Origin of the sequence: Massilia timonae, assembly GCF_001866515.1 — a bacterium.
GTDB lineage: Bacteria > Pseudomonadota > Gammaproteobacteria > Burkholderiales > Burkholderiaceae_D > Telluria > Telluria timonae.
This window is the reverse complement of record NZ_JRYB01000001.1, coordinates 2,263,343-2,285,891: the sequence shown is the minus strand read 5'-3', so window position 1 is coordinate 2,285,891 and position 22,549 is coordinate 2,263,343. Positions and strand designations below refer to the sequence as shown.

At 66.3% G+C, this 22,549-nt stretch carries 20 protein-coding genes; 9 read left to right on the top strand and 11 right to left on the bottom strand.

Annotated features, from left to right (window positions below):
- Positions 1-2 precede the first annotated feature (2 nt).
- Entirely contained in the window at positions 3-329 is a 327-nt protein-coding gene (locus LO55_RS09845; RefSeq protein WP_005665134.1) for a hypothetical protein, read from the top strand.
- Between the two features lie 7 nt (positions 330-336).
- On the opposite strand, the gene LO55_RS09840 is transcribed toward LO55_RS09845, so the two are convergent.
- Genes LO55_RS09840 through LO55_RS09830 form a run of 3 tightly spaced genes read right to left on the bottom strand, consistent with a single transcriptional unit; the run spans position 337 to position 4,382 of the window.
- Positions 337-1,650 carry a PQQ-dependent sugar dehydrogenase gene (locus tag LO55_RS09840; RefSeq protein ID WP_071361317.1) on the bottom strand — a complete coding sequence of 438 codons (1,314 nt, stop codon included), beginning with the start codon at positions 1,648-1,650 and terminating at the stop codon, positions 337-339.
- Between the two features lie 57 nt (positions 1,651-1,707).
- The gene (locus LO55_RS09835) at positions 1,708-2,967 is read right to left on the bottom strand and encodes an MFS transporter (RefSeq protein WP_229410119.1); all 1,260 of its coding nucleotides are present in this window, start codon (positions 2,965-2,967) and stop codon (positions 1,708-1,710) included.
- Between the two features lie 20 nt (positions 2,968-2,987).
- Entirely contained in the window at positions 2,988-4,382 is a 1,395-nt protein-coding gene (locus tag LO55_RS09830; protein ID WP_071361316.1) for a KamA family radical SAM protein, read from the bottom strand.
- Positions 4,383-4,663: 281 nt separating this feature from the next.
- Between LO55_RS09830 and LO55_RS09825 the strand changes: the two genes are divergently transcribed.
- Together LO55_RS09825 and LO55_RS09820 are read left to right on the top strand one after the other, a co-directional pair.
- Positions 4,664-5,119, top strand: a complete 456-nt coding sequence (locus LO55_RS09825) for a cache domain-containing protein (protein ID WP_005665130.1) — start codon at positions 4,664-4,666, stop codon at positions 5,117-5,119.
- Positions 5,120-5,182: 63 nt separating this feature from the next.
- The gene (locus tag LO55_RS09820; RefSeq protein WP_071361315.1) at positions 5,183-6,898 is read left to right on the top strand and encodes a methyl-accepting chemotaxis protein; all 1,716 of its coding nucleotides are present in this window, start codon (positions 5,183-5,185) and stop codon (positions 6,896-6,898) included.
- A gap of 12 nt (positions 6,899-6,910) precedes the next feature.
- On the opposite strand, the gene LO55_RS09815 is transcribed toward LO55_RS09820, so the two are convergent.
- Positions 6,911-7,480: a DNA-3-methyladenine glycosylase gene (locus LO55_RS09815; protein WP_071361314.1), complete on the bottom strand. Its 570-nt coding sequence runs from the start codon at positions 7,478-7,480 to the stop codon at positions 6,911-6,913.
- A 159-nt stretch (positions 7,481-7,639) separates the two neighbouring features.
- On the opposite strand from LO55_RS09815, the gene LO55_RS09810 reads away from it, so the two are divergent.
- Together LO55_RS09810 and LO55_RS09805 are read left to right on the top strand one after the other, a co-directional pair.
- Positions 7,640-8,497 (top strand): HDOD domain-containing protein, encoded by an 858-nt coding sequence (locus tag LO55_RS09810; protein ID WP_005665126.1) that lies wholly within the window; start codon positions 7,640-7,642, stop codon positions 8,495-8,497.
- A gap of 69 nt (positions 8,498-8,566) precedes the next feature.
- The gene (locus tag LO55_RS09805) at positions 8,567-9,745 is read left to right on the top strand and encodes a tetratricopeptide repeat protein (RefSeq protein ID WP_071361313.1); all 1,179 of its coding nucleotides are present in this window, start codon (positions 8,567-8,569) and stop codon (positions 9,743-9,745) included.
- A 26-nt stretch (positions 9,746-9,771) separates the two neighbouring features.
- On the opposite strand, the gene LO55_RS09800 is transcribed toward LO55_RS09805, so the two are convergent.
- From LO55_RS09800 to LO55_RS09770, 7 genes are all read right to left on the bottom strand, one after another.
- Positions 9,772-10,308, bottom strand: coding sequence for a DNA-deoxyinosine glycosylase (locus tag LO55_RS09800; protein ID WP_071361312.1), 537 nt, complete (start codon positions 10,306-10,308; stop codon positions 9,772-9,774).
- A gap of 89 nt (positions 10,309-10,397) precedes the next feature.
- Positions 10,398-11,669 (bottom strand): alpha-amylase C-terminal beta-sheet domain-containing protein, encoded by a 1,272-nt coding sequence (locus LO55_RS09795; protein ID WP_071361311.1) that lies wholly within the window; start codon positions 11,667-11,669, stop codon positions 10,398-10,400.
- A gap of 284 nt (positions 11,670-11,953) precedes the next feature.
- A complete protein-coding gene (locus LO55_RS09790) occupies positions 11,954-13,453 on the bottom strand; it encodes an efflux transporter outer membrane subunit (RefSeq protein ID WP_071361310.1) in 1,500 nt (499 codons plus the stop codon).
- A gap of 1 nt (position 13,454) precedes the next feature.
- Positions 13,455-16,634 carry an efflux RND transporter permease subunit gene (locus LO55_RS09785; RefSeq protein ID WP_071361309.1) on the bottom strand — a complete coding sequence of 1,060 codons (3,180 nt, stop codon included), beginning with the start codon at positions 16,632-16,634 and terminating at the stop codon, positions 13,455-13,457.
- 6 nt (positions 16,635-16,640) lie between these two features.
- The gene (locus tag LO55_RS09780) at positions 16,641-17,855 is read right to left on the bottom strand and encodes an efflux RND transporter periplasmic adaptor subunit (protein WP_071361308.1); all 1,215 of its coding nucleotides are present in this window, start codon (positions 17,853-17,855) and stop codon (positions 16,641-16,643) included.
- A gap of 395 nt (positions 17,856-18,250) precedes the next feature.
- Positions 18,251-19,096: an alpha/beta hydrolase gene (locus LO55_RS09775; protein ID WP_071361307.1), complete on the bottom strand. Its 846-nt coding sequence runs from the start codon at positions 19,094-19,096 to the stop codon at positions 18,251-18,253.
- On the bottom strand, positions 19,093-19,320 hold the full coding sequence (locus LO55_RS09770) for a hypothetical protein (RefSeq protein WP_071361306.1): 228 nt from the start codon (positions 19,318-19,320) through the stop codon (positions 19,093-19,095). Before LO55_RS09770 ends, LO55_RS09775 begins: the two co-directional genes overlap by 4 nt.
- A 141-nt stretch (positions 19,321-19,461) precedes the next feature.
- Between LO55_RS09770 and LO55_RS09765 the strand changes: the two genes are divergently transcribed.
- The 4 genes from LO55_RS09765 (at position 19,462) to LO55_RS09750 (ending at position 22,455) form a co-directional block, all read left to right on the top strand.
- Positions 19,462-20,439, top strand: coding sequence for a LysR family transcriptional regulator (locus LO55_RS09765; protein WP_071361305.1), 978 nt, complete (start codon positions 19,462-19,464; stop codon positions 20,437-20,439).
- A 42-nt stretch (positions 20,440-20,481) separates the two neighbouring features.
- Positions 20,482-20,928, top strand: coding sequence for an Mpo1 family 2-hydroxy fatty acid dioxygenase (locus LO55_RS09760; protein WP_005665110.1), 447 nt, complete (start codon positions 20,482-20,484; stop codon positions 20,926-20,928).
- Between the two features lie 97 nt (positions 20,929-21,025).
- Positions 21,026-21,964 carry a DMT family transporter gene (locus LO55_RS09755; protein WP_071361304.1) on the top strand — a complete coding sequence of 313 codons (939 nt, stop codon included), beginning with the start codon at positions 21,026-21,028 and terminating at the stop codon, positions 21,962-21,964.
- Entirely contained in the window at positions 21,961-22,455 is a 495-nt protein-coding gene (locus LO55_RS09750; RefSeq protein WP_071361303.1) for a GNAT family N-acetyltransferase, read from the top strand. Before LO55_RS09755 ends, LO55_RS09750 begins: the two co-directional genes overlap by 4 nt.
- Positions 22,456-22,549: the final 94 nt, after the last annotated feature.

The window sequence follows — 22,549 nt, the reverse complement described above, 5'->3', positions numbered from 1 at the left end:
ACATGGACGACCGATTCTTCCGGCGCGCCACGCGCGCCTCGCTTCCCCTCCTGGCCTGGGCCGCGCACTTCGGCTTCAGCTATATCGTGGCCGCGGCCCAGTGCACGCCGGGCGCCTGGCGGCCGGAAGGGCCGAACCCGTGGCTGCTGGGCGGCGCCACGCTGCTGGCGCTGGCCGTGTGCGTGTGGAGCGGCGCCGCCGCCGGCAAGCGCCTGCGGCAGGGGTCGACCGAGTTCGTGGATTACGTGGCGGCGGCCAGCGCGGTGCTGGCCTTCGTGGCGATCGCGTGGACCGGGATGCCGGTCCTGCTGGTCAGTGGATGCGCCTGACGGCGCATCAACCCGCGTCCGGCGCCACGCGCCAGATCACGTTGCCGACGTCGTCGGCCACCAGCACCGCGCCCTTCCTGTCGACCGCGACGCCGACCGGCCGGCCATGGGCCTCGCCATCCTGGTTGACGAAGCCGGTCAGCATGTCGAGCGGCTTGCCGTTCGGCCGGCCATCCTTGAACGGCACGAACACCACGTTGTAGCCCGAGCGCGGCTTGCGGTTCCAGGAGCCGTGGTTGCCGATGATGGCGCCATTCCTGTACTGCCCCGGCAGCAGCGATCCTTCGTAGAAGGCCAGGCCCAGCGCCGCCACGTGGGCGCCCAGCGCGTAATCCGGCACGATCGCCTTTTCCACCAGGTCGGGACGCGGCGGCTTGACGCGCGTGTCGACGTTCTTGCCGAAGTAGCTGTACGGCCAGCCATAGAAGCCGCCGTCCTTCACCGCGGTCAGGTAGTCCGGGACCAGGTCGCTGCCGATCAGGTCGCGCTCGTTCACCACGGTCCACAACACGCCGGTCTCGGGCTGCCAGGCCATGCCGTTCGGATTGCGCAGGCCCGACGCGAACACGCGCGTCTTGCCGCTGGCGAGGTCGATCTCCAGGATCGCGGCCCGGTCCTTCTCCTGGTCCATGCCGTTCTCGGCGACGTTGCTGTTCGAGCCCGTGGTCGCGTACAGCTTCGTGCCGTCCTTGCTGGCGATGATGTTCTTGGTCCAGTGGTGGTTCAGCGGACCGCCCGGCAGCGGCGCCACCTGCTGCGGTTTGTCGAGGATTTCGGTCACCCCCTGCTTGTACGGAAAGCGCACCACCGCATCGGTATTGGCCACGTACAGCGTGTCGCCCACCAGCGCCATGCCGAACGGCGAATTCAGGTCTTTCAGGAACACGCGCTTCAGCTCGGCCACGCCGTCGCCATCGGCGTCGCGCAGCAGGCTGATACGGTTCGCGCTCGGCACGCCGGCGCCGGCGCGCGCCATGACCTTGCCCGTCACCCAGTTGCCGATGCCGCTCTTCGCCGGACGCTGCGGCGCATTGGTCTCGGCCACCAGCACGTCGCCGTTCGGGAGCACGTAGACCCAGCGCGGATGGTCGAGCGCGGTGGCGAAGGCGTTCACCGCCAGGCCGGGCGCCGGGACCGGCGTCGTGTTCGCCGGCCAGCCTTTGGCCGGGGCGATGTGAACGGTCGGGATCAGGGTCTTGTTCGGCTCCTTCAGGGTCGGCTGCGAACCCATGTCGGCGCCGGCCGGCAAGGTCGATTTGTCGCCGCAGGCGGCCAGCAGGAGCATGGCGCCTGCGCACATGAACGGGAGTGGTTTGCGCATGACTTTCCCCAAGAGTATGGACTGGGGAAGTGTATATGACAAAGCCACCCATGCACGTTACGGCTGAGAACGCTCAGCCGTGCGCCGGCGCGCGAACCGCCACAGGCCGGGCAGCTGGATCGCCACCAGCAGGGCGAAAGCGGCGCGATAGGCTTCCGGCGGCGCGCGGCCGAGCAGGTCGGGCTGCCACAGGCCGATCACCAGCCCGAAGCCGGCCTGCACCAGGAAGGCGCCGATGAAGATCAAGAGGTTCAGGAAAGTCGCGGCGCGTCCCGTCAATTCGCGCGGCATCGACTGCGCCACGATGGCGTACTCGATGCCGGTGATCGTGCCCACCAGCGTGAACATCACCGACAGCATCGCGACACCGGGCCGGTAGCCGATGACCATGGCCGCCTGCACCAGCACGAAAAACGTGATGCCGGCCGCCGCCACGTCGAGCGGCGGCATGCCGCGCCGCCCGGCCCATTCGGTGACCATGCCGACCGCGATCGCGCCGAACACCACCGCCGCCATCCCCAGGTAGAGCAGATAGGCGACCGCGGGCTCGGGGTAGCGCCCCACATCGGACAGCCAGCGCCCGACCCACAGGCCCTGCACGCCGAAGAACACCGCATGCGGGATCAAGACCAGCGAGGCGACCGCGCGAAAGCTCGGCGCGCGCCAGACTTCGCGCAGGGCCGGCAGCAGCGGACCGCGCTGCGCGGCCGGGCCCTCGGCCTTCGGATACAGCAGCGCGATCAACAACCCGGTGCAGGCCACCAGCGCCGCCAGCAGGCAGAACAGGCCGCGCCAGTCGGTGTATTCCAGCACGGCGCGCACCGGCATGGTGGCGCTGGCGGCGCCCATGCCGCCGACCGCGATCAGGTAGCCGTGCACCGACGGCAGCCGGTCCGGCGCGATCCAGGTGGAGATCGCCTTGACCGCCGCCATGAAGCAGCCGCCCAAGCCGCAGCCCATGATGGCGCGCGCCGCCAGCAGGCCATAAAAGCCGCTGCAGTTCGCGAACAGCAGCGCGCCGCAGGACGCGAGCAGCATCATCGCCACCTGCACCCGGCGCGGCCCGTAGCGGTCCAGCGCCATCCCGACCGGCAGCTGGACCAGGGCGAAGGCGAAGAAGAAGGCGCTGGTCAGCAGTCCGAGCTTGCTAGGGGTGAGCGCCAGCGCTCCCACCAGGTGCGAGGCCAGCACCGCGTTCACGTTGCGCAGCAGCGAAGACAGGAAGTGCCCCAGCGCGAACGGCAGGAACACGTAGAAGAACACCCCCACGCCGGACAGGCGCAGGGGCGCTACGGACGCCAGGGCGCCTGGTTGCATCGTCGGACCCGCGCCTGACATCAGGCCGCGTCGGGCTGGGCTTCGCCGCGCTGGCCGGCCGGCACCAGCGGGATCACCCGTCCGCCGGGGCCGCGCAGCGGACCGCCGCTTTCCACCTCGAAGAAGAAGCGGTCGCGCCCGAACGCGGGCTTCAAATGATCGAGCCAGGTGGCGTTGGGGTCGAACTTGGCGAAGAACGGACGGCGCACCCACTCGGGATTGCGCGCCTGCAGGAACTGCAGGGCGAACAGCTTTTCGCCATTGATGGTCACCACGCCGTCGATCACGACCTTGCCGGGGAAGGCGCTCATCGACGGCCCGCGCACGGTGCGCGACAGGCCCGACACCATGGAATAGGCCTCCTGGAAGATCTCGTGGGCGCGCGCCAGCGGCAGCGAGAAGTAGTCGCGCGGGCCGGTGTCGCGCTCGACGAACATGTAATAGGGAATGGCGCCCAGGCGCACGCCGGTGGTCCACAGCTCGGCCCAGCTCTTCGGGTCTTCGTTGATGTGGCGGATCAGCGGGCCCTGCATGCGCAGGGTGGCGCCGGTGCCGACGATGCGCTTGACCGCCTGCTGGGCTACGGCCGCGCGCAGTTCGACCGCGTGGTTGTAGTGGCCCATGATGGCCAGGTTCTTCCCGCTCGCCACCACTTTCTCGAACAGCCGCATCAGGTCGTCGCTGTCCTTGTCCGACACGAAGCGCTGCGGCCAATAGGCGACCGACTTGGTGCCGATGCGGATGTTCTGGATGTGTTCCAGCTCGGGCGCCAGCAGCGGCTCGAGGAATTCGGCCAGCGAGCGGGTGTTCATGATCATCGGGTCGCCGCCGGTGATCAGGACGTCGGTCACGTCCGGATGCATCTTGAGGTAGGACACCAGCTCGCCGCACTCGCGCGCGTCGAACTTCATCTCGTCCATGCCGACGAACTGCGGCCAGCGGAAGCAGAAGGTGCAGTAGGCGTGGCAGGTCTGGCCGGCGCTGGGGAAGAACAGCACGGTCTCCTTGTACTTGTGCTGCAGGCCCTTGAGCGGCGCATCGTTCACGCGCGGGACGTTGTGCGTCATCTGGCCGGCCGGGTGCGGATTCATGCGCATGCGGATGTCGTGCACCAGGCGCGCGATGGCGGCGTCGTCCTTCTTGTGCAGCACCAGCTCGCGCAGCTGCTCGTATTCATGGGCCGGCAGCATGTCGCGGTGCGGGAAGGTCAGGCGGTAGATCGGATCGTCGGGCACGCGCTTCCAGTCGATCAGCTCATCCATCACATAGGCATTGGTGCGAAACGGCAGCACGTGCGATACCACTTGTACGGCTTCCTGCAGCTCGGGTGTGAGCCATTCCCATTGGCGCGCAGTAACAATGGACTGGCGCGTATACGGCTTGAACTTGGAAGGCGTCGATGCAGTCGTGGTCACGAGAATTCTCCAGTGAGATGACAGGCGGCAAGTTGCCGGGAAGCACTCATATTAGGGAGCCTGTATGCAACAGGAATTGCCTTCAATCAACCTCACTGTTTCTCGGACCGTGTTTAGAACAAACCCGCGACGCAACCTGGCGAAATGAGGCAAGGACACAACGCGACCGGCGCGCAGCTCCTGCCGTTGTGCGAACGCAATCCGGCACCGTCACGGCTCGGTACATTAGTGCGTGCACTTGAGAAATATCCTACCGAACACACCCGAAAGGAAAGCCACCCATGAAGATGATCGCCACCGCCGCCGCCCTCTGCCTGGGGCTGGCCGCCACCGCCGCCCATGCCAACGAACCGACCGCGAAGGACGCCATCGCGATGGCCGAGCGCGGCGCCACCGTCATCAAGACCAAGGGCAAGGCCGAGATGATGAGACTCATCAACGCCAAGGATCCGAGCTTCGTCCAGGGCTCGCTGTACGTCGACCTGCGCGACGTCAAGACCGGCATCGTGCTGGCCCATCCGTACAACCCGTCGATCGTCGGCAAGGACCTGACCGACGTGCCCGATGCGAACGGCAAGAAATACCGGCGCGAGATCATCGAGCTGGCTGCGGCCAAGGGCAAGGGCTGGGTCGATTACCAGTACAAGAACCCGACCACCGGCAAGATCGAGCCGAAGACCACCTATATCCTGCTGGTCGACGACGTGGTGCTGGAAGCCGGCATCTACAAGAAGTGATTGCCGTTGGCGTGCGGTGGACGGTGAATCCGTCCGCCGCACGCGTCTCTAGGAGTGACTCCCATGCTGAACAAACTGCGGATAGGCCAGAAACTGCTGCTGGCCCCGGGACTCGTGCTCGTCCTGCTGACCCTGCTTTCGGCGGCCGCCTACTATGGCATGGTGCGCCAGAATGCCTCGCTCGAACACATGGTGCAGGTGCGCGCCGCGCGCCTGCAGGCGGTGGCCGACGTCGCCGGCGAAGCGCGCTTCGCGCATGCCAACGCCTACCAGCTGCTGGCCTGGGTCAACGGCAGCTTCGCCCAGAACCGGCTGAGCGCCCTGACCGCCGACATCCAGCGCAGGCATGCCGCCATCGGCGACCAGCTGGGCAAGTTCGCGCAGGAGGCCGAACAGCACGAGCGCGCGCCGATCGAGGCCTCGCAAGCGGCGCTGACGCGCTACCGCAAGGCGGTCGGCGAGACGATCGAGATAGCCTCGGTCGACCAGTCGATCGCCACCAACTCGATGCAGAAGGCCGAGCAGCAGTTCGTCGCGCTCGATGCCGAACTGACGCGCCTGGCCCAGCTCGAGAAAAAGATGAGCGAGGATGCCCACGCCGCCGCCAAGGCCGAGTTCCGCAGCCTGGGCTTGAGCATGGCCGGCCTGGTGCTGCTGTCGATCGGGCTGTCGCTGGCGGTGACGATGCTGGTGCGGCGCTCGATGCTGGGCGGGATCAACGCGATCGCGCGCACGGTCGGCGAACTGGCCGAAGGCCGGCTCGACGCGCCGCCCTTGCATGCGAAAGGCCGCGACGAGATCGACGACACCGCACGGGCGCTGGACCACACCATCGCGCGCCTGAACGCCGCCCTGCACAGCGTGATGAACGCGGTGCGCTCGATCGACACCGCGTCGCAGGAAATCGCCAGCGGCAACCTCGACCTCTCGACCCGCACCGAGATGCAGGCCGGCTCGCTCGAGCAGACCGCCAGCACCATGGAGACCCTGACCACGGCGGTCAAGGACAATGCCAGCAATGCGCGCCAGGCCTCGGAGCTGGCGGCGCAAGCGTCGCAACTGGCGTCGCGCGGCGGCCAGGCGGTGCAGCAGGCGGTGACGACGATGGAATCGATCCAGGCCAGCTCGCGCAAGATCGTCGAGATCATCGGCGTCATCGACGGCATCTCGTTCCAGACCAATATCCTGGCCCTGAACGCGGCGGTGGAAGCGGCGCGCGCCGGCGAACAGGGACGCGGCTTCGCGGTGGTGGCCTCCGAGGTGCGCACCCTGGCCCAGCGCTCGGCGGCGGCGGCCAAGGAAATCAAGGGCCTGATCGCCGATTCGGTGAACATCATCGAGCGCGGCAACGCCTCGGTCAGCGAAGCCGGCGCCAGCATGGGCGACATCGTGTCCTCGGTGCGCCAGGTGAACGACATCATCGGCCGCATCAGCATCGCCAGCACCGAGCAGGCCGACGGCATCGCCGAGGTCAATCGCGCGGTCGGGCAGATGGACGGCATGACCCAGCAGAACGCGGCCCTGGTCGAACAGGCCGCGGCGGCGGCCGAAAGCCTGCACGAGCAGACCGTGAACCTGGCGAAGGCGGTGGCGATCTTCCGCGTCGCGCCTGGCCTGGACGCCGATGCGGCGGGCGTCGAAACGCAAGAGGAGGCGAGCGCGGAAGAAGCGCCGGAATCCGGCTTCCAGGGCGTGGGCGAACGGCGCGCATCGGGCAGCGCGATGCGCGGCGGCCCGGTGCGCGCCCTGCCCGCGGCGCCCGCGCGGCGGCGCGCCTGAAATATGGTTCGGCTAGCGGAACGGCCGGCTGACGAAACGCGAGCCGGCCAGCCCGAACCGCCACGGCACGTCGACCGCCTTCGAAATGCCGATGCGCGGCCCGGCCACGAGCGCCAACCCCGGCTCTGCCGGGAGCAGCTCGAATGGTTGTTCCGACAACGCCATGCCATTGTGCGCACGGGTCACGCCTAGCGCCTGGCACAGCTTGCCCGGCCCGGAACACAGCAGGCGCTCGTCCAGCGCGTCGCGCCGCACCCGCATGAGGTCCAGGCCCGCCACCGGCTCGAGCGCCCGGATCAGGACGCCGGCGCCGTGCCCGGCCTCCTGGCACACGAAATTCAGGCACCAGTGGATGCCGTACGACCGGTAGACATAAGCATGCGCGGGCGGCCCGAACATCGACGCATTGCGCTCGGTCGGCCCGGAATACGCGTGCGAGGCCGGGTCTTCATGGTCATAGGCTTCGGTCTCGACAATCCGGCCGCCGACGCCGTCGACCAGCACCGTGACGCCGATCAGCTGCTGCGCAACCGTCTCTGCCGGCTTTGAAAAATCGATCCCTGCAATTGTAGAAATAGCCATGCGCCGATTCTAGCGCGGGACAGCATGACCCGCCGTTTTGGTGAAATTGACACAAGAATAGAGTGATAATGGCATTGCCTTGCTGCAATAACGAAATGACTCGGGTATAGTGGCAGCGTCCTCCGCATTTCCGCGAAGCCTATTCGCGCCTCCATCTCCATGAACACCGTCGTCGAGCCCATTCCGCAGATCGACCAGGTCGATGCCCTGATCAAATCGATCCGCATCCCGCCTCGGCCCAGCCTGCTCGCCGACCTGCAACGCGAACTGGCGGCGGAAGATCCGTCGCTGGACGCCATCGGCAAGATCGTGGCGAGCGACGTCGGCATGTCCGGCGCCCTCCTGAAACTTGCCAATTCGGCCATCTATGGCGGCCGGCGCAAGGCCAAGTCGATCGAGCAGGCCATCCTGTTCCTCGGCATTAACCAGGTCGCGGCCATGATGACCGGCCTGCTGGCGCGCCAGGCGATTCCCGCCAACAGCGCGGCCCTGGCCAGCTTCTGGGACATCTCCACCCGCCGCGCGCAGGCGATGGTGTTCCTGTCGCGCCGCCTGCGCATGGGCGAAGCGGACGTGGCCCACACCTTCGGCCTGTTCTGCGACACCGGCGTGCCGCTGCTGATGGAGCGTTTCAAGGATTACAACGTCACCTATGGCGCGGCCTCGCTCGAAGCGGTCCGTCCCTTCACCGCGCTCGAAGTCGAGCGCCACGACACCAGCCACGCCGCCGTCGGCTGCCTGCTGGCGCGTAACTGGGGGCTGTCGGACCACGTGTCGTGGGCCATCCTGCACCACCATGACTACGCCGTGATCGAAGACGCGTCGACGGCATCGCCGGTGCGCTCGCTGGTCGCGCTGTCGCTGCTGGCCGAGAACGCGATCTGCCGCTACCAGGGCCACGCCGAATCGACCGAGTGGAACAAGGGCGGCGCCGCGGCCTGCGCCTATCTGGGCTTGTCGAGCGAAGAAACCGCCGAGATCCTGGACGAATTGCTGGAAGCCTTCCACGAAGACTGAAGCCTTTTGACTTCTGCCTGACGCGAGCGGATACTGGGATGTAAATACCCGCGCGTACAGGGAGGAGACATGAAGCGCCTCGTGACCGGACTGCTGTCGCTGTCCCTGCTGCTGGGCGGCTGCGCCAGCACCGCTCCCACCTCCCCGCCATCATCCGCGCTGTTCGCCGACGAGCGCTTCGCGCCGCCGTCCGAACCGGTCGGCGCGCAGGGCCTGTTCGCGCTCAGTCCCGCGATGCGCGACTACCTGCACAGCGCCGCCTTCACCCAGCGCCTGCGCAGCAAGGGCATGCGCCATGGCCTGCTGGACGCGCTGTACAGCAAGACCGACCTGAAACTCGAATACGAATCGCGCATCACGCGCACCGCCAGCGAAACCTATGAGGCGCGCATGGGCAACTGCCTGTCGCTGGTCATCATGACGGCCGCCTTCGCGAAGGAACTCGGCATGCCGGTGCGCTTCCAGAGCGTGGAGGTCGCGGACAGCTGGAGCCGCAGCGCCGGCATCTACCTGTCGAGCGCCCACATCAACATCGGCCTGGGGCAACATGCGTCCGAGGTCCTGCGCGGCTACGATCCCGAGCGGGTGCTGGTGGTCGACTTCATCCCGCGCGAGGAAGCGGCGAGCCTGCGCACCCGCGCGCTGGAAGAAGAAGACGTCGTCGCCCTCTACCTGAACAACCGCGCCGCCGAAGCGCTGATACAGGACCGCATCATTGACGCCTACTGGTGGGCGCGCGCGGCGGTGGCGGCGCGTCCCGGCACCGCGACCACGCTCAATACGCTGGCCGTGATCTACCACCGCCACGGCGAGCTGGCGCTGGCCGAGCGCGCCTATCAGGCCGCGCTGGCGCGCGAGCCCGAGAACCTGGCGGTGCTGCGCAACCTGGAGCCGCTGCTGGTGACGCTGGGCCGGCCGCTGGAAGCGCAGGCGCTGGCCAAACGCATCGCCGCGATCGAGCCAACGCCGCCGTACCACTATTTCGACAAGGGCATGGCGGCGCTCAAGGCCGGCGACTTCGACGCGGCCGTGGCGCTCTTCGCGCGCGAGGTGAAACGCTCGCCCTACAACGACGAGTTCAGGTTCTGGCTCGGGATCGCGCACCTCAAGCTCGGGCACCTGGGCGATGCGCGCGAGCATATCGCGCTGGCGGTCGATCACAGCACGCGGGGGGATATGCGCGAGGTGTACTCGGCCAAGCTGGCGCATTTAAGAAGGGTGGCGACGACGGGGACGCGGCTGCGCTGACCGCGCCGCCCGCCATGCTGGCGTCATCAGAACAGCGGCGACTGCGATACCGTCGGGCCGCGCTGCTCGTCGTCCCGCAATCGCGACCACACATCCAGCTTCTGCTCGAACGACATCGCCATGTGCGCCGGCGAACTCGATGGCAACACGACGGTGCGATAGCCAGCCGCTGCGAATTGCGGCGCGAACTTGCCCGAGGCCTGGCCGTTGAAACCGACCGTGACAAGCCGCGGACACAGTTCCCGCAGCCGGTCGAAGTCATTGGCGGCGGGTTTGCGGATCGCCGAATCCAGGCTGCCGACCCGCTCGCATTCGCCCAGCACGTCCCACAGCCCGACGCCATGCGCCAGCAGGCGCGGCAGGCGCTCGGCGTAAGGCAGCGCCGCCAGGTCCTCGCCCACGACGCTGGAGATCAGGCGCCAGAACTGGTTGCGCGGATGGGCGTAATACTGGCCCGCGGCCAGCGAGGCCGCGCCGGGAAAGCTGCCCAGGACGAGAATGCGTACGCCGGCATCGAGCACGGGAGCGAGGCCGGTCAGCAGGGAAGAAGGTGGGATTGACATGGCTGCATTGTAGCGGCGCCGTGCACGCACTGCGCTCACTGCAGGGACAGCCGGCCGCCATGCGCGACGGCCGGTCGGAACATGCGGCTTTACTTGATCCAGACCGCGTAATTATTCCCCGAGGTCTGCAGCGTCCACCCACTGCCCGCCGGGCTCCAGCTGTTCGGCCCGATCTTCATCGCCAGCTGGCGCGTATTGCCGCTGATGATCGCCGCATACAGCCCCTGGGTCGCCTGCTGGATCGCCACCGGCGACGTCGAATGCACGCCCGCCGTACGGCGCGCCGCCATCAGCGCGGCAATCGGCGTCTTGAGGTTCCAGTTGTAGATGTGCGGGTAATACACGGTCGGGATGCCCGGATGGCTCAGCACATAGGCATACGCTTCCATCACCGAGCCGCATGGCACCGACCAGTAGTTCTGGCCATTGCCGCAGCTTTCGGACGGACCGGTATCGTGGTTGTCGACGAAGGTCACCGACATCGCCGGCCACCAGCCCAGCGCGCCCTGTGGCTTGCCTGAAGCGTCACGCAGGCGCCAGTAGTTGCCGTTGGCCAGCGCATCGTTGAGCAGGCCCTTGGTGGTGAAATCGAAGGCGCCGCAGCTGTTGCCCGTGCCGTTAATCCAGTTCATGATTTCCTGGCGGTGGGCGTCGATATTGTTCAGGTTCATATCGTTCCACAGCTCGCCGACGCAGAATTCGGCGCCGAAGGCGTTGGCATACTGGCCGGCATAGCTCGGGCTGAAGCCGCGCACGTAGTCGATCCGCATGCCGCTGAAGCCCACCGGTTTGAGCGTGTAATTGAGCCAGTTGATGATCCCGTTCTGGACTTCGCCCACATTGCGGTGGTCGAGATCGCGACCGCCGTCGAAGCCGAGGGCCGTGTCGGGATTGCCCAGGCCGCAGTTGCATTCGTCATTGTTGACGATCGTGTGCAGGGTCCAGTTGGGATTGGTGAAATCCGACCAGTTGGTGGTGCCGACGCGGTGGTTGACCACGATGTCGGCCACCGCCTTGATGCCGTTGTTGGTGAAGGCGCGCACGACGTTGGTCAGCTCGGCCGAGCTGCCATAGCTGGAACTCAGTACGTTGAGCTGGCGTGGCAGGTAGCCCTGGGAGGCGGCGGAATCCGAGGGCGGCGGGAACCAGACGTGGGTAAAGCCCATGCCTTTCAGGTCGCCCACATTGCCCAGCAAGGTGTTGTACCAGTTCGGGCTGCGGTAGCCCGACGAATTCCAATGGAAGCCTTGCAGCAGGACGGCCTGGCTGTTGCCGGACTGGGCCGGCGGGGTGGCGGCGCTGGCGCCGGCGCAGACGGCCAGGGCGCTTGCCGCCAGCATGACGATGATGCTTTTCTTCATTGTTATGTCTCCTCCGATTTTTTGCAGTTGGATTGGTTTCTTCAAAAATCAGCGTGCTGTCACGCCCATCGGAAGCGGCCGTCAAGGTAGATAAACTACCTTTTTCCTCCAAGAATCTTCGCTGCCGATGAGTTCGACAGGATGAGTCTCTGCGGGAGCGAGAAACGTGTCAATTGAATCCGGGTGAAATGTGTAGTTTTGCTACACCAAGCAAAAAAAGCGGCGGTACGCTCGCACGCACCGCCGCAAAGGGCAAACAATCTGCCAGGAGGTAAAGAATCAGATCAACGCTGGGCCAGCGTCGTGGTTTCCGCCTGCGGCGCATCCCAGCCGCCGCCCAGCGACCGGATCAGCGCCACGGTGGTCAGCGCGCGGTCGCCGCGCAGCTGCACCGCGCTGCGTTCCACCGCCGCCAGGTTGCGCTGCGCGTCGAGCAGTTCCAGGTAGCTCGAACGGCCCGCGTCATACAGCTTCTGCGCCAGGTCGGCCGAACGGCGCGCCGAGACCACGGCGGCGTCGATCTGGGCCGACTGGCCGGCCAGGATGCGCAGGCCGGCCAGGCTGTCCTCGACCTCGGCGAACGCCACCAGCACGCTCTGGCGGTAGGCGCCGACCGATTCCTCGAGCGCGGCCTCGCTGCGCACCACGTTGTTGCGGTTGCGGCCACCGTCGATCAGCGGCATGGATGCCAGCGCGCCGACCACCCATGAACGGCTGCTCCATTTGAAGACCTCGGAGAACACGCTGCCCACGCCGCCGCCATCGGCGCTGATGGTCAGCGCCGGGAACATGGCGCCGCGCGCCACGCCGATGCGGGCATTGGCCGCTTCCATCGCGCGCTGGGCGGCGACGATGTCGGGCCGGCGCTCCAGCAGCGACGACGGCAGGCCGGCGGGAATCGCCGGCATCAGGCTCGCATCGAGCAGCGGGCTGGGGCCGGCCACGTAGTCGGCCGCCGGCTTGCCCAGCAAGACGGCAAGCGCGTGCTCGGTGGTGGCGCGCTGGCGCTGCACGCCGATCGCCTCGGCGCGCGCCGTGGCCAGCTCGGTGCGGGCGCGCGACAGGTCGAATTCGCCGATGTCGCCCAGGTCGAAGCGGCGCTGGGTCACGCCCACGCTCTCTTCGCGCAGGCGCACCGTCTGGTCCACCGTCACGAGTTCGGCGTCCAGCGCGCGCAGCCTGAAATAGGTCTGGGCCACGTCGGCCTGCAGCGCCAGCAGCACCGAGCGGAAGTTCGCCTCGGAGGTCGCGGCGTCGCCGCGCGCCGCCGACACGCTGGCCGCCACGCGGCCGAACAGGTCGACCTCGTAGCTGGCCGACAGGCGCGCCGTGTAGCTGGTGTGGGCCTCGGTATCGCTGCCCTGCGCCTGGCCCGACTCCAGCGGCGACAGGCGCGCGCGCTGGGCGCCGATGCCGATGCCCACTTGCGGGATGCGGTCGGCTTCGGCGATGCCGGCGATGGCCCGCGCCTGCTTGACGCGGCTGGCCGCGACCGACAGGTTGGCGTTGTTGGCGGCGGCTTCCTCGATCAGCGCGGTGAGCGCCGGGTCGTTGAAGGCCAGCCACCACTGGCCACGCGGCTGGGCTTCGGCCGGCTGCGCCGGCTTCCAGCGCGCGCCGTCGATGCCCGCCACTTCCACGTCGGCCGCCTTGGGGGCCTGCGATTCGCGGAAGGCGGCCGGGGTCGCCACTTGCGGCTGGACGAAATCGGGCGTGGCGCAGGCGGTCAGCAACAAGGCTGCCAGCAACGGGGCTACGCCGCGTCGAATGAACGGATTATTCATCTCAATGTACTCCTTCCGCGTTGTGCGCCACGGCGGGCGCCTTCGCAGGTTTTTCAAAGCGCTTGGCCAGCATGCGCAGCAGCACGTAGAACAGCGGCGTCAGGAACAGGCCGAAGAAGGTCACGCCCAGCATGCCCCAGAACACGGCGATGCCGATCGCGTGGCGCATCTCGGCGCCGGCGCCGCTCGAGAACACCAGCGGCACCACGCCGGCGATGAAGGCGATCGACGTCATCAGGATCGGACGCAGACGCAGGCGGCTCGCTTCCAGGGCGGCGTCGATCACGGTGCGGCCATGGTCTTCGAGTTCGCGCGCGAACTCCACGATCAGGATCGCGTTCTTCGAGGCCAGCCCCACCAGCACGAACAGGGCAATCTGGGTGAAGACATTGTTGTCGCCACCCGACAGCTTCACGCCGGCCAGCGCGCACAGGATCGACATCGGCACGATCAGGATCACCGACAGCGGCAGGGTCCAGCTTTCGTACTGGGCGGCCAGCACCAGGAACACCAGCAGCACGCACAGCGGGAACACATAGATCATGGTGTTACCCGACAGGATGTCCTGGTAGGTCAGCTCGGTCCATTCGTACGACACGCCCTTCGGCAGCGTCTCTTTCGCGAGCTGTTCCATGATGGCTTGCGCCTGGCCCGACGACACGCCCGGTGCCGCGCCGCCATTCATCTCGGCCGCGACATAGCCGTTGTAGCGCGTCACGCGGTCCGGACCATAGGTGTCCTTCACGCGCATCACCGACGACAGCGGAATCATCTCGCCGCTGTTGCTGCGCACCTTCAGCTGCTCGATCTGCTCGCGGTGCGAACGGAACTCGGCGTCGGCCTGCACGCGCACCTGGTAGGTACGGCCGAACTGGTTGAAGTCATTCACGTACACCGAACCCAGGTTGACCTGCAAGGTCTGGTTGATCTCGGACAGCGGCACGCCCAGCTGCTTGGCTTTCACGCGGTCGATGTCGGCGAACAGCTGCGGCACGTTGATCTGGAAGCCCGAGAACACGCCGGCCAGCTCCGGGGTCTGCCAGGCGCGTGCCTGCAGCGCCTGCACCGCGTTGTTCAACTCGTCGTAGCCGACGTTGCCGCGGTCTTCGATCATCATCTTGAAGCCGCCGGTGGTGCCCAGGCCGTTCACCGGCGGTGGCGACAGCACCAGCACGAAGGCGTCTTCGACGGCGCCCATGCGCTTGTTGATCTCGGCCGCGATGGCGTCCGCGCTCATGTCCTTGCCCTTGCGATCCTTGAACGGCTTCAGGCTGGTGAACACGATGCCGGCGTTCGGCGCATTGGTGAAGCCGTTGATCGACAGGCCCGGGAAGGCGATCGACGATTCCACGCCCGGGATCTCCTTGGCGATCGCCGACATCTGGCGGATCACGGCTTCGGTGCGGTCGAGCGACGCGGCGTCCGGCAGCTGGGCGAAGCCGATCAGGTAGGCTTTATCCTGCTGCGGCACGAAGCCCGGCGGCACTGCCTTGAACATGAACACGGCGGCCACGGCCAGCGCCAGGTAGACGCCGATGGCGGCGGTCTTGCGGCGCAGGACGCCCTTCACGCCGCCTTCGTACTTCTCGGACGAACGGGCGAAGAAGCGGTTGAACACGGCAAAGAAACGCCCCAGGACTGCGTCGATCATGCGCGTCAGGCGATCCTTCGGCGCGTGATGCGGCTGCAGGATCGAGGCCGACAGCGCCGGCGCCAGGGTCAGCGACACGAAGGCCGAGATCACGGTCGAAATCGCGATGGTCAGGGCGAACTGGCGGTAGAACTGGCCGGTCAGGCCCGCGACGAAGGCGATCGGCACGAACACCGCGCACAGCACCAGCGCGATCGCGATGATCGGGCCGCTCACTTCCTTCATCGCCTGGATGGTCGCGTCATGCGGCGTCAAGCCGTTGGCGATATTGCGCTCGACGTTTTCCACCACCACGATCGCGTCGTCGACCACGATGCCGATCGCCAGCACCAGGCCGAACAGCGACAAGGTGTTGATCGAGAAACCGAAGGCCAGCATCACGGCGAAGGTGCCGACCACCGAAACCGGCACCGCCAGCAGCGGGATGATCGAAGCGCGCCAGGTTTGCAGGAAGATGATGACGACCAGCGCCACCAGCACCACGGCTTCGAGCAGGGTCTTGATCACCGAATCGATCGACTCGCGCACGAACTGGGTCGGGTCATACACGATCGAATACTCGACGCCCTGCGGGAAGTCCTTCGCCAGCTCGTCCATCGTGGCGCGCACGTTGCTTGATAATTGCAGGTCGTTGGCGCCCGGGGCGGCGAAGATCGGAATCGCCACCGCCGACTTGTTGTTCAGCAGCGAACGCAGTGCATACGAGCTGGAACCGAGTTCCAGGCGCGCCACGTCCTTCAGCAGGGTCGTGCCGCCGTCGGCATTGGTCTTGAGGACGATGTCGCCGAATTCCTCGACGGACTGCAGGCGGCCCACCGTGTTGACGGTCAACTGGAAGTCGGCGTCCTTGGCCGGCCCCTGGCCGATCACGCCGGCCGCGACCTGCACATTCTGTTCGCGGATCGCCGCGACCACGTCGCCCGCGGTCAGGTTACGCTCGGCCACCTTCTGCGGATCGAGCCAGACCCGCATCGCGTATTCGCCGGAACCGAACAGCTGCACCTCGCCCATGCCCTCGATGCGGGCCAGCTGGTCCTTGACGTTCAGCACCGCGTAGTTGCGCAGGTACAGGTCATCATATTGGCCATTGGGCGAATTCAGGTGCACCACCATGGTGATGTTGGGCGACGATTTCACCGTGGTCACGCCGATCTGGCGCACCTCTTCCGGCAGGCGCGGCAAGGCGCGCTGGACCCGGTTCTGCACCGCGGTCTCGGCCTGTTCGACGTTGGTGCCGATCTTGAAGGTGACGGTCAGCATCAGCGCGCCATCCGACGTGTTTTGCGAGGACATGTACAGCATGTCCTCGACGCCGTTGATCTGTTCTTCCAGTGGCGTGGCCACGGTTTCGGCGATCACCTTCGGGTTCGCGCCCGGATACTGGGCGCGAACCACCACCGACGGCGGCACCACTTCCGGGTATTCCGAGATCGGCAGCTGGAAGATCGAAATCAGGCCGCCGACGAAGATGATCACCGACAGCACCGCCGCGAAGATCGGCTTGTCGACAAAGAATCTGGAAAAGTTCATGTTCGATTACTCCTTGACGTCGGCCAGCGCCACTTTGGCGTCCTTGGCCGCCGGGGCTGCGGCCGCAGGGGCCACCATCGGCACGGTTTGCGCGGCGATCGGCGCGCCGGGACGCACGCGCTGCAGGCCGTTGACGACGATCTTCTCGCCCGGCTTCAAGCCGTCGCGCACCACGCGCAGGCCGTCGTCGAGCGGTCCGAGCTTGACGGCGCGGTACTCGGCCTTGCCGTCCTTGTCGACCACGTACACGAACTTGCGGTCCTGGTCGGTGTTGATGGCGCGGTCGGCGATCAATATCTGCTGGCTCGGCGCACCGCCGGCGATCTGGACACGGGCGAACAGGCCGGGCGCCAGCTGGCGGTCGGCATTGGCCAGGGTGGCGCGCATGCGCACGCTGCCGCTGCGGCTGTCGAGCTGGTTATCGACGAATTCCAGCTTGCCGCTGTGCGGGAAGCCTTCCTCGCCGGCCAGGCCGACCTTCACGTCGACCGGCTGGCCGGCATGGGTGCGGCGGCTCACGCGCAGATAGGTGCTTTCGTCGCCGTCGAAGCTGGCGTAGATGCGGTCCAGCGACACGACCGAGGTCAGCACGGCGCTGGCATCGACCAGGTTGCCGAGGGTGATTTCGGCTTTCGAGACGCGGCCGTCGATCGGCGCGGTGACGCGGGTATAGGCCAGGTTCAGGCGCGCGGCTTCGTACTCGGCGGCGGCGGCGCGGGCGCTGGCGTCGAGCTCCTTCTGGCCGGCGTCGCGTTCGTCGAATTCGCGCTGGGCGATGGCTTTATCGGCCAGCAGGCGCTCGGCGCGCTGCAGTTCCAGGCGCGCCAGGTCGGCCCTGGCGCGGGCGGCGGCGGCGGCGGCCTGGGTGCGGTCGGCCTCGGCCTGGTAAGGACGCGGGTCGATCACGAAGAGGACGTCGCCTTTCTTGACTTCGGCGCCGGGCTTGAAGTTGACGGCGGTGATGTAGCCCGAGACGCGCGAACGGATCTCGACCACGTCGATCGCTTCCAGGCGCCCCGAGAATTCCTGGGTCTCGAGGACGGGCTTTTGCACGACCACGGCGGCGGACACCGGCGGCGCGGGCGGCGCTGCCGGTGCATCGTTGCTGTTGGCATCGGCGCAGCCGGTCAGGCCGGCGCCGACGAGCCCACTGAGAGCCAGTGCGGCCACGATCACGCGCAGGTTGCCCGGTAGTTTGCCCTGTTTTGGCTGGTTATTCATGATTAACCTTTCTTATTAACGACGATTGAAAAGACAATAAAACCCCGTCCGGCGTCGTCGACTTGTCGAGTCGAGCGAAACGCTGGCGAAAAACATCCCCTTCCGCGCCGTGGCGCGGAAAAAATCAGGAAATAAGTGAAACGCGGCCGGTCAGTTCATGCCGGCGGCGCCGGGCCTAGCCCCAGGGACAGTCGCGCGCTGCCTGCAACTGCCGGTTCTGTGCCTGCTCGTTGTGATTCATGGCGACCCTCCATTTTCGATTGACTCTTACTTACCCATCAAGACTGCATAAGACGCAGTTACAACGGGTCCCCCACCGGTGCGCCGGGCACGGTGTCTTGCGATACGCTTGCTGTATCCGGCGTGGCCGGGATCAGGTGGTTGATGCTGAGGTGTCAGGCGCCTCCACGCCCTTCCAGCCGCGCGAGGAAGCTGGAAATTTCGAGCATCGCCTGCACCTTGCAGGCGCATTCGTTGCGCCCGTTCGGATCCTGCAGGTCGGGTGCGGCCATGCGGCGCACGGTGGTGCAAATGCCGGCGTTGATCAGTTTGGCGCCGTATTGTTCAGCCTCGTCGCGTAATGGATCGTCTTCGGCCGACAGGATCAGCGCCGGCGCGAGGTTCTTGAGACGGCTCGAGTGCAGCGGCGCCGCATACGGATGCGAGCGGTCGGCCGCATGCGGCAGGTAGCCGCGATAGGCGGCCGCGCAGACGGTGGCCGCCTTCTCGCGATCGGCGCAATAGGTCATCTGGCGCATCGAACCGGTGGAGAGCGCCGGGTCGAGCATCGGCATGACCAGGATCTGGCCGGCCAGGGCCGGGCCGCCGCGGTCGCGCGACATCAGCGCGCATACCGCCGCCAGGTTGGCGCCGGCTTCGATGCCGGCCGTCACCAGGAGCTTGCCGTTCCAGCCCAGCTTGGTCTTGTTCTTCTTGGCCCACTGCAGCACCGCATGGGCGTCCTCGACCGCGGCCGGGAACGGGCTCACGGTCGCCAGCGTATAGGTCGAAGCCAGCACCAGCGGCAGGTGGTCGCATTCTGCGAGGCTGCGCAGGAAGTCGTCGCACTCGTCCAGGTCGCCGCTGTCGAAGCCGCCGCCGTGGAAGTACACCACCAGCAGGTCGCGCTTGGCGACCGGGCCGGCGGCATACAGCCGCGCGGCCAGGGGGCCGGCGGCGCCGCCTGCCTCGAGGTCGCGTACCTTGAGGCTGCGGTCGACGGCGTCCAGCACGGCGCTCATCGGGCCGCTCCATCTTTCTGGAGCTGGACGATGCGCTCGTCGACGTCGGCGCAATCGCCGGCGCAGCTCATCTGCATTTCCAGGGACAGCGCATGGAAACCACGCGCCTCGGCGCCGGCGGCGCGCGAGTAGGCATCGGTGCAGAGCAGTGCCGCCAGTGCGACGCCGCTCAGGGCGACTGCTACCGTGGTAAAGATTCCGTTCTGAATGTTCCGATGGCTCATGGCCGGCTCCGTCTTCCTGGTCAATACATTGTTGCGATGCACACATAATAGTCTTCATCTACAATCAGATAAAGATGGCAATACTGAATTGATTGTTCGGATTGCTGAACAATCGCACTGTTTTAATCCGAAGAAGACGATATGAACAAACTCCAGGCCATGGAAGTATTCGTGCAAGTGGTCGATGCCGGCAGCTTCACGCGCGCCGCCGAGACCCTGCAATTGCCCAAGGCAACGGTGTCGACCCTGGTACAGGCGCTGGAAACCTCGCTTGCCTCCAAGCTCTTGCACCGCACCACGCGCCATGTGTCGGTGACCTCGGACGGCGCTGCCTATTACGAGCGCTGCGTGCGCATCCTGTCCGACGTGCGCGACGCCGAGGAATCGCTGTCGCGCCACCGCTTCAGCCCCAGCGGACGGCTGCGGGTGGATGCGCCGACCGGCCTGTCGACCGAGATCCTGATTCCCGCCCTGCCCGACTTCTTCGAGCGCTATCCGGACATCACGCTCGAACTCGGCACCACCGACCGCCCGGTCGACCTGGTCGAAGAAGGCGTCGATTGCGCCGTGCGCGGCGGAGAATTGCTCGATACCAACCTCATTGCACGCCGCGTCGGGGTGATCAACTTCGTCACCTGCGCCTCTCCCGCCTATGTGGAGCGCTACGGCATGCCGATGCACCCGCGCGACCTGGAGCGGCACCGCTGCGTGAATTATTTCTCGGCGAGGAATGGCAAGATCTCCAGCTGGGACTACACCCGCGACGGCGAGCGCATCGACATGACCTTGCCCGGCGTGATCGCCCTGAACGATTCGAGCGCTTATATCCAGGCCGGCCTGTCGGGGCTGGGCGTGATCAATATGACGGATTACCTGCTCAACGAGCACTTGGCCACCGGCAAGATGGTGCGCCTGCTGCCCGAATGGCGCTGCGACCCGCTGCCGGTGCACGTCGTCTATCCGCACAACCGCCACCTGTCGGCCAAGGTGCGGGTGTTCGTCGAATGGATCTCGGAACTGTTCGCGAACCATCCGAACCTGCGCCTGCAGCCGGCCGACACCGCGGCGCCCGTGCCGGCGCTGCCGTCGAATGCGCGGCAGACCGGACAAGGAGACTGATGCGGGCGTAGAATCGTCGTTACACAACTGGAGACCGCCGTCATGGAATTTTCCTCTACGCCGCGCGATATCGACGTGTTGCTGGCCCGCTATGCCGAGAGCCACCGCAATCCCGTCAACGAACTGATCCACTTCGTCTGCATCCCCGCCATCGTGTTCAGCCTGCTGGGCATCCTGTGGGCAATTCACCCGCTTGTGGCCCTGGCTGTCGTGGGCGCCGCGCTGGTCTATTACATCAGGCTGTCCAGGCCGTTCGCGCTCGGCATGGCGGCGATGGCCGCCGTGATGCTGGGGCTGCTGAACATGCTGCCGGAAGGCACCGTGCTGGTGACCTCGATCGGGGTGTTCGTGCTGGCCTGGATCGGGCAATTCATCGGCCACCATATCGAGGGCAAGAAACCATCGTTCTTCGACGACCTGCGCTTCCTGCTGATCGGGCCATTGTTCGTGCTGAGCTTCCTGTATCGGCGAATGCGGCTGGCCTATTGATCACCAGACGGCGATGTTGCGCTTTTGATACAGCGGAGCGCCCCATCGCTGTAAAAGATGCCGGCAGGAACAAAGCGGGAGGACTATACTCCCGCGAATGTCTTCTCCCGTCCTCTTCATCGTCGCCTCACTGATCTGGGGCTCGACCTTCTGGGCCATCACCTTACAGCTGGGACATACCGCTCCCGCCGTGTCGGTGGCCTACCGTTTCTTCCTGGCCGCCGCCGCCCTGTTCGCCATCTGCCTGGTGCGCCGCGACAGCCTGCGCCTGCCCTGGCGCACCCATCGCTGGATGGCGCTGCAGGGCGGGCTGACCTTCGGCATCTCGTATATCTGCACCTATGAATCGGAGCAGCACATCGTGTCGGGCCTGGTGGCGGTGATGTTCGCGCTGATGGTGTTCTGGACGCCGATCTGGAGCCGCGTCTTCTTCGGCACTACCATCAGTCGCCGCACCTGGGCCTGCGGCGCCGTCGCCACCGTCGGCGTGGCCCTGCTGTTCTGGCACTCGATCAGCGATGCCTGGCAAGAATTGAAGACGGGCGGCGACGGCCATTTCCTGGCCGGCGTGGTGCTGGCGCTGGCCGCCACCCTGGCCAGCTCGGCCGGCAGCATCGTGGTCAACAAGGTCAAGGAACAATCGTCCAACCTGCCGCTGACGATGGCCTGGTCGATGTTGTGGGGCGCGTCGATGGTGGCGGTATGGTCGCTTGCCAACGGCAATGCCTTTACCCTGCCCGAGAGCCCCACTTACTGGGCGGGCCTGGTCTACCTGTCGATCTTCGGCTCGGTCATCGCCTTCTTCGCCTATTTCACGCTGATCGGCCGCATCGGCGCCAACAAGGCCGTCTACATCGGCGTCGTCACGCCCGTGCTGTCGGTGCTGCTGTCGGTCCAGCTCGAAGACTACCGCCCCGGCCTCCTCGAATTCCTGGGCATGGTGCTGTGCCTGGCCAGCGTCGCCTGGGCCGTGCGCGCGCCTGCCGCCAGGAGCGTGCAATCCGCTAACCTGAACAATGCCATCGAATCGCCATGAATGTTAACACCGCCTTTTCCATCCGCCCCGCCCAGCCGCAAGACGTCGCCCACATCCACGCCATGATCGTGGAGCTGGCGGTGTTCGAAAAACTCGAACACATGGTGGTCGCCACCGAAGCCCTGCTGCACGAAGGCCTGTTCGGCGCGCGCCCATCGTGCGAAGCGATTGTTGGTGAAGAAAACGGTGAAGTCGTCACCTTCGCCCTGTTCTTCCATAACTTCTCGACCTTCCTCACCAAGAAGGGCTTGTACCTGGAAGACCTGTATGTAAAACAGGCGCACCGCGGCAAGGGCTATGGCACGCAGATGCTGCAACGCCTGGCGCAGCTGGCGGTCGAACGCGGCTGCGGACGTTTCGAATGGTCGGTGCTGGACTGGAACGAACCGGCCATCCAGTTTTACCAAGCCATGGGCGCGGACGTCATGCCGGATTGGCGCATCTGCCGCGTCACCGGCGACAGCCTGCTGTCGCTCGCGCAGCGCAGCTGAATCACGCGATAAAAGCGACGCCCCAAAGAAAAACCCACGGGCCTTGGCACCGTGGGCAAACCCATTTTGGCAAATGGGGAGGGGAGATGGGAAT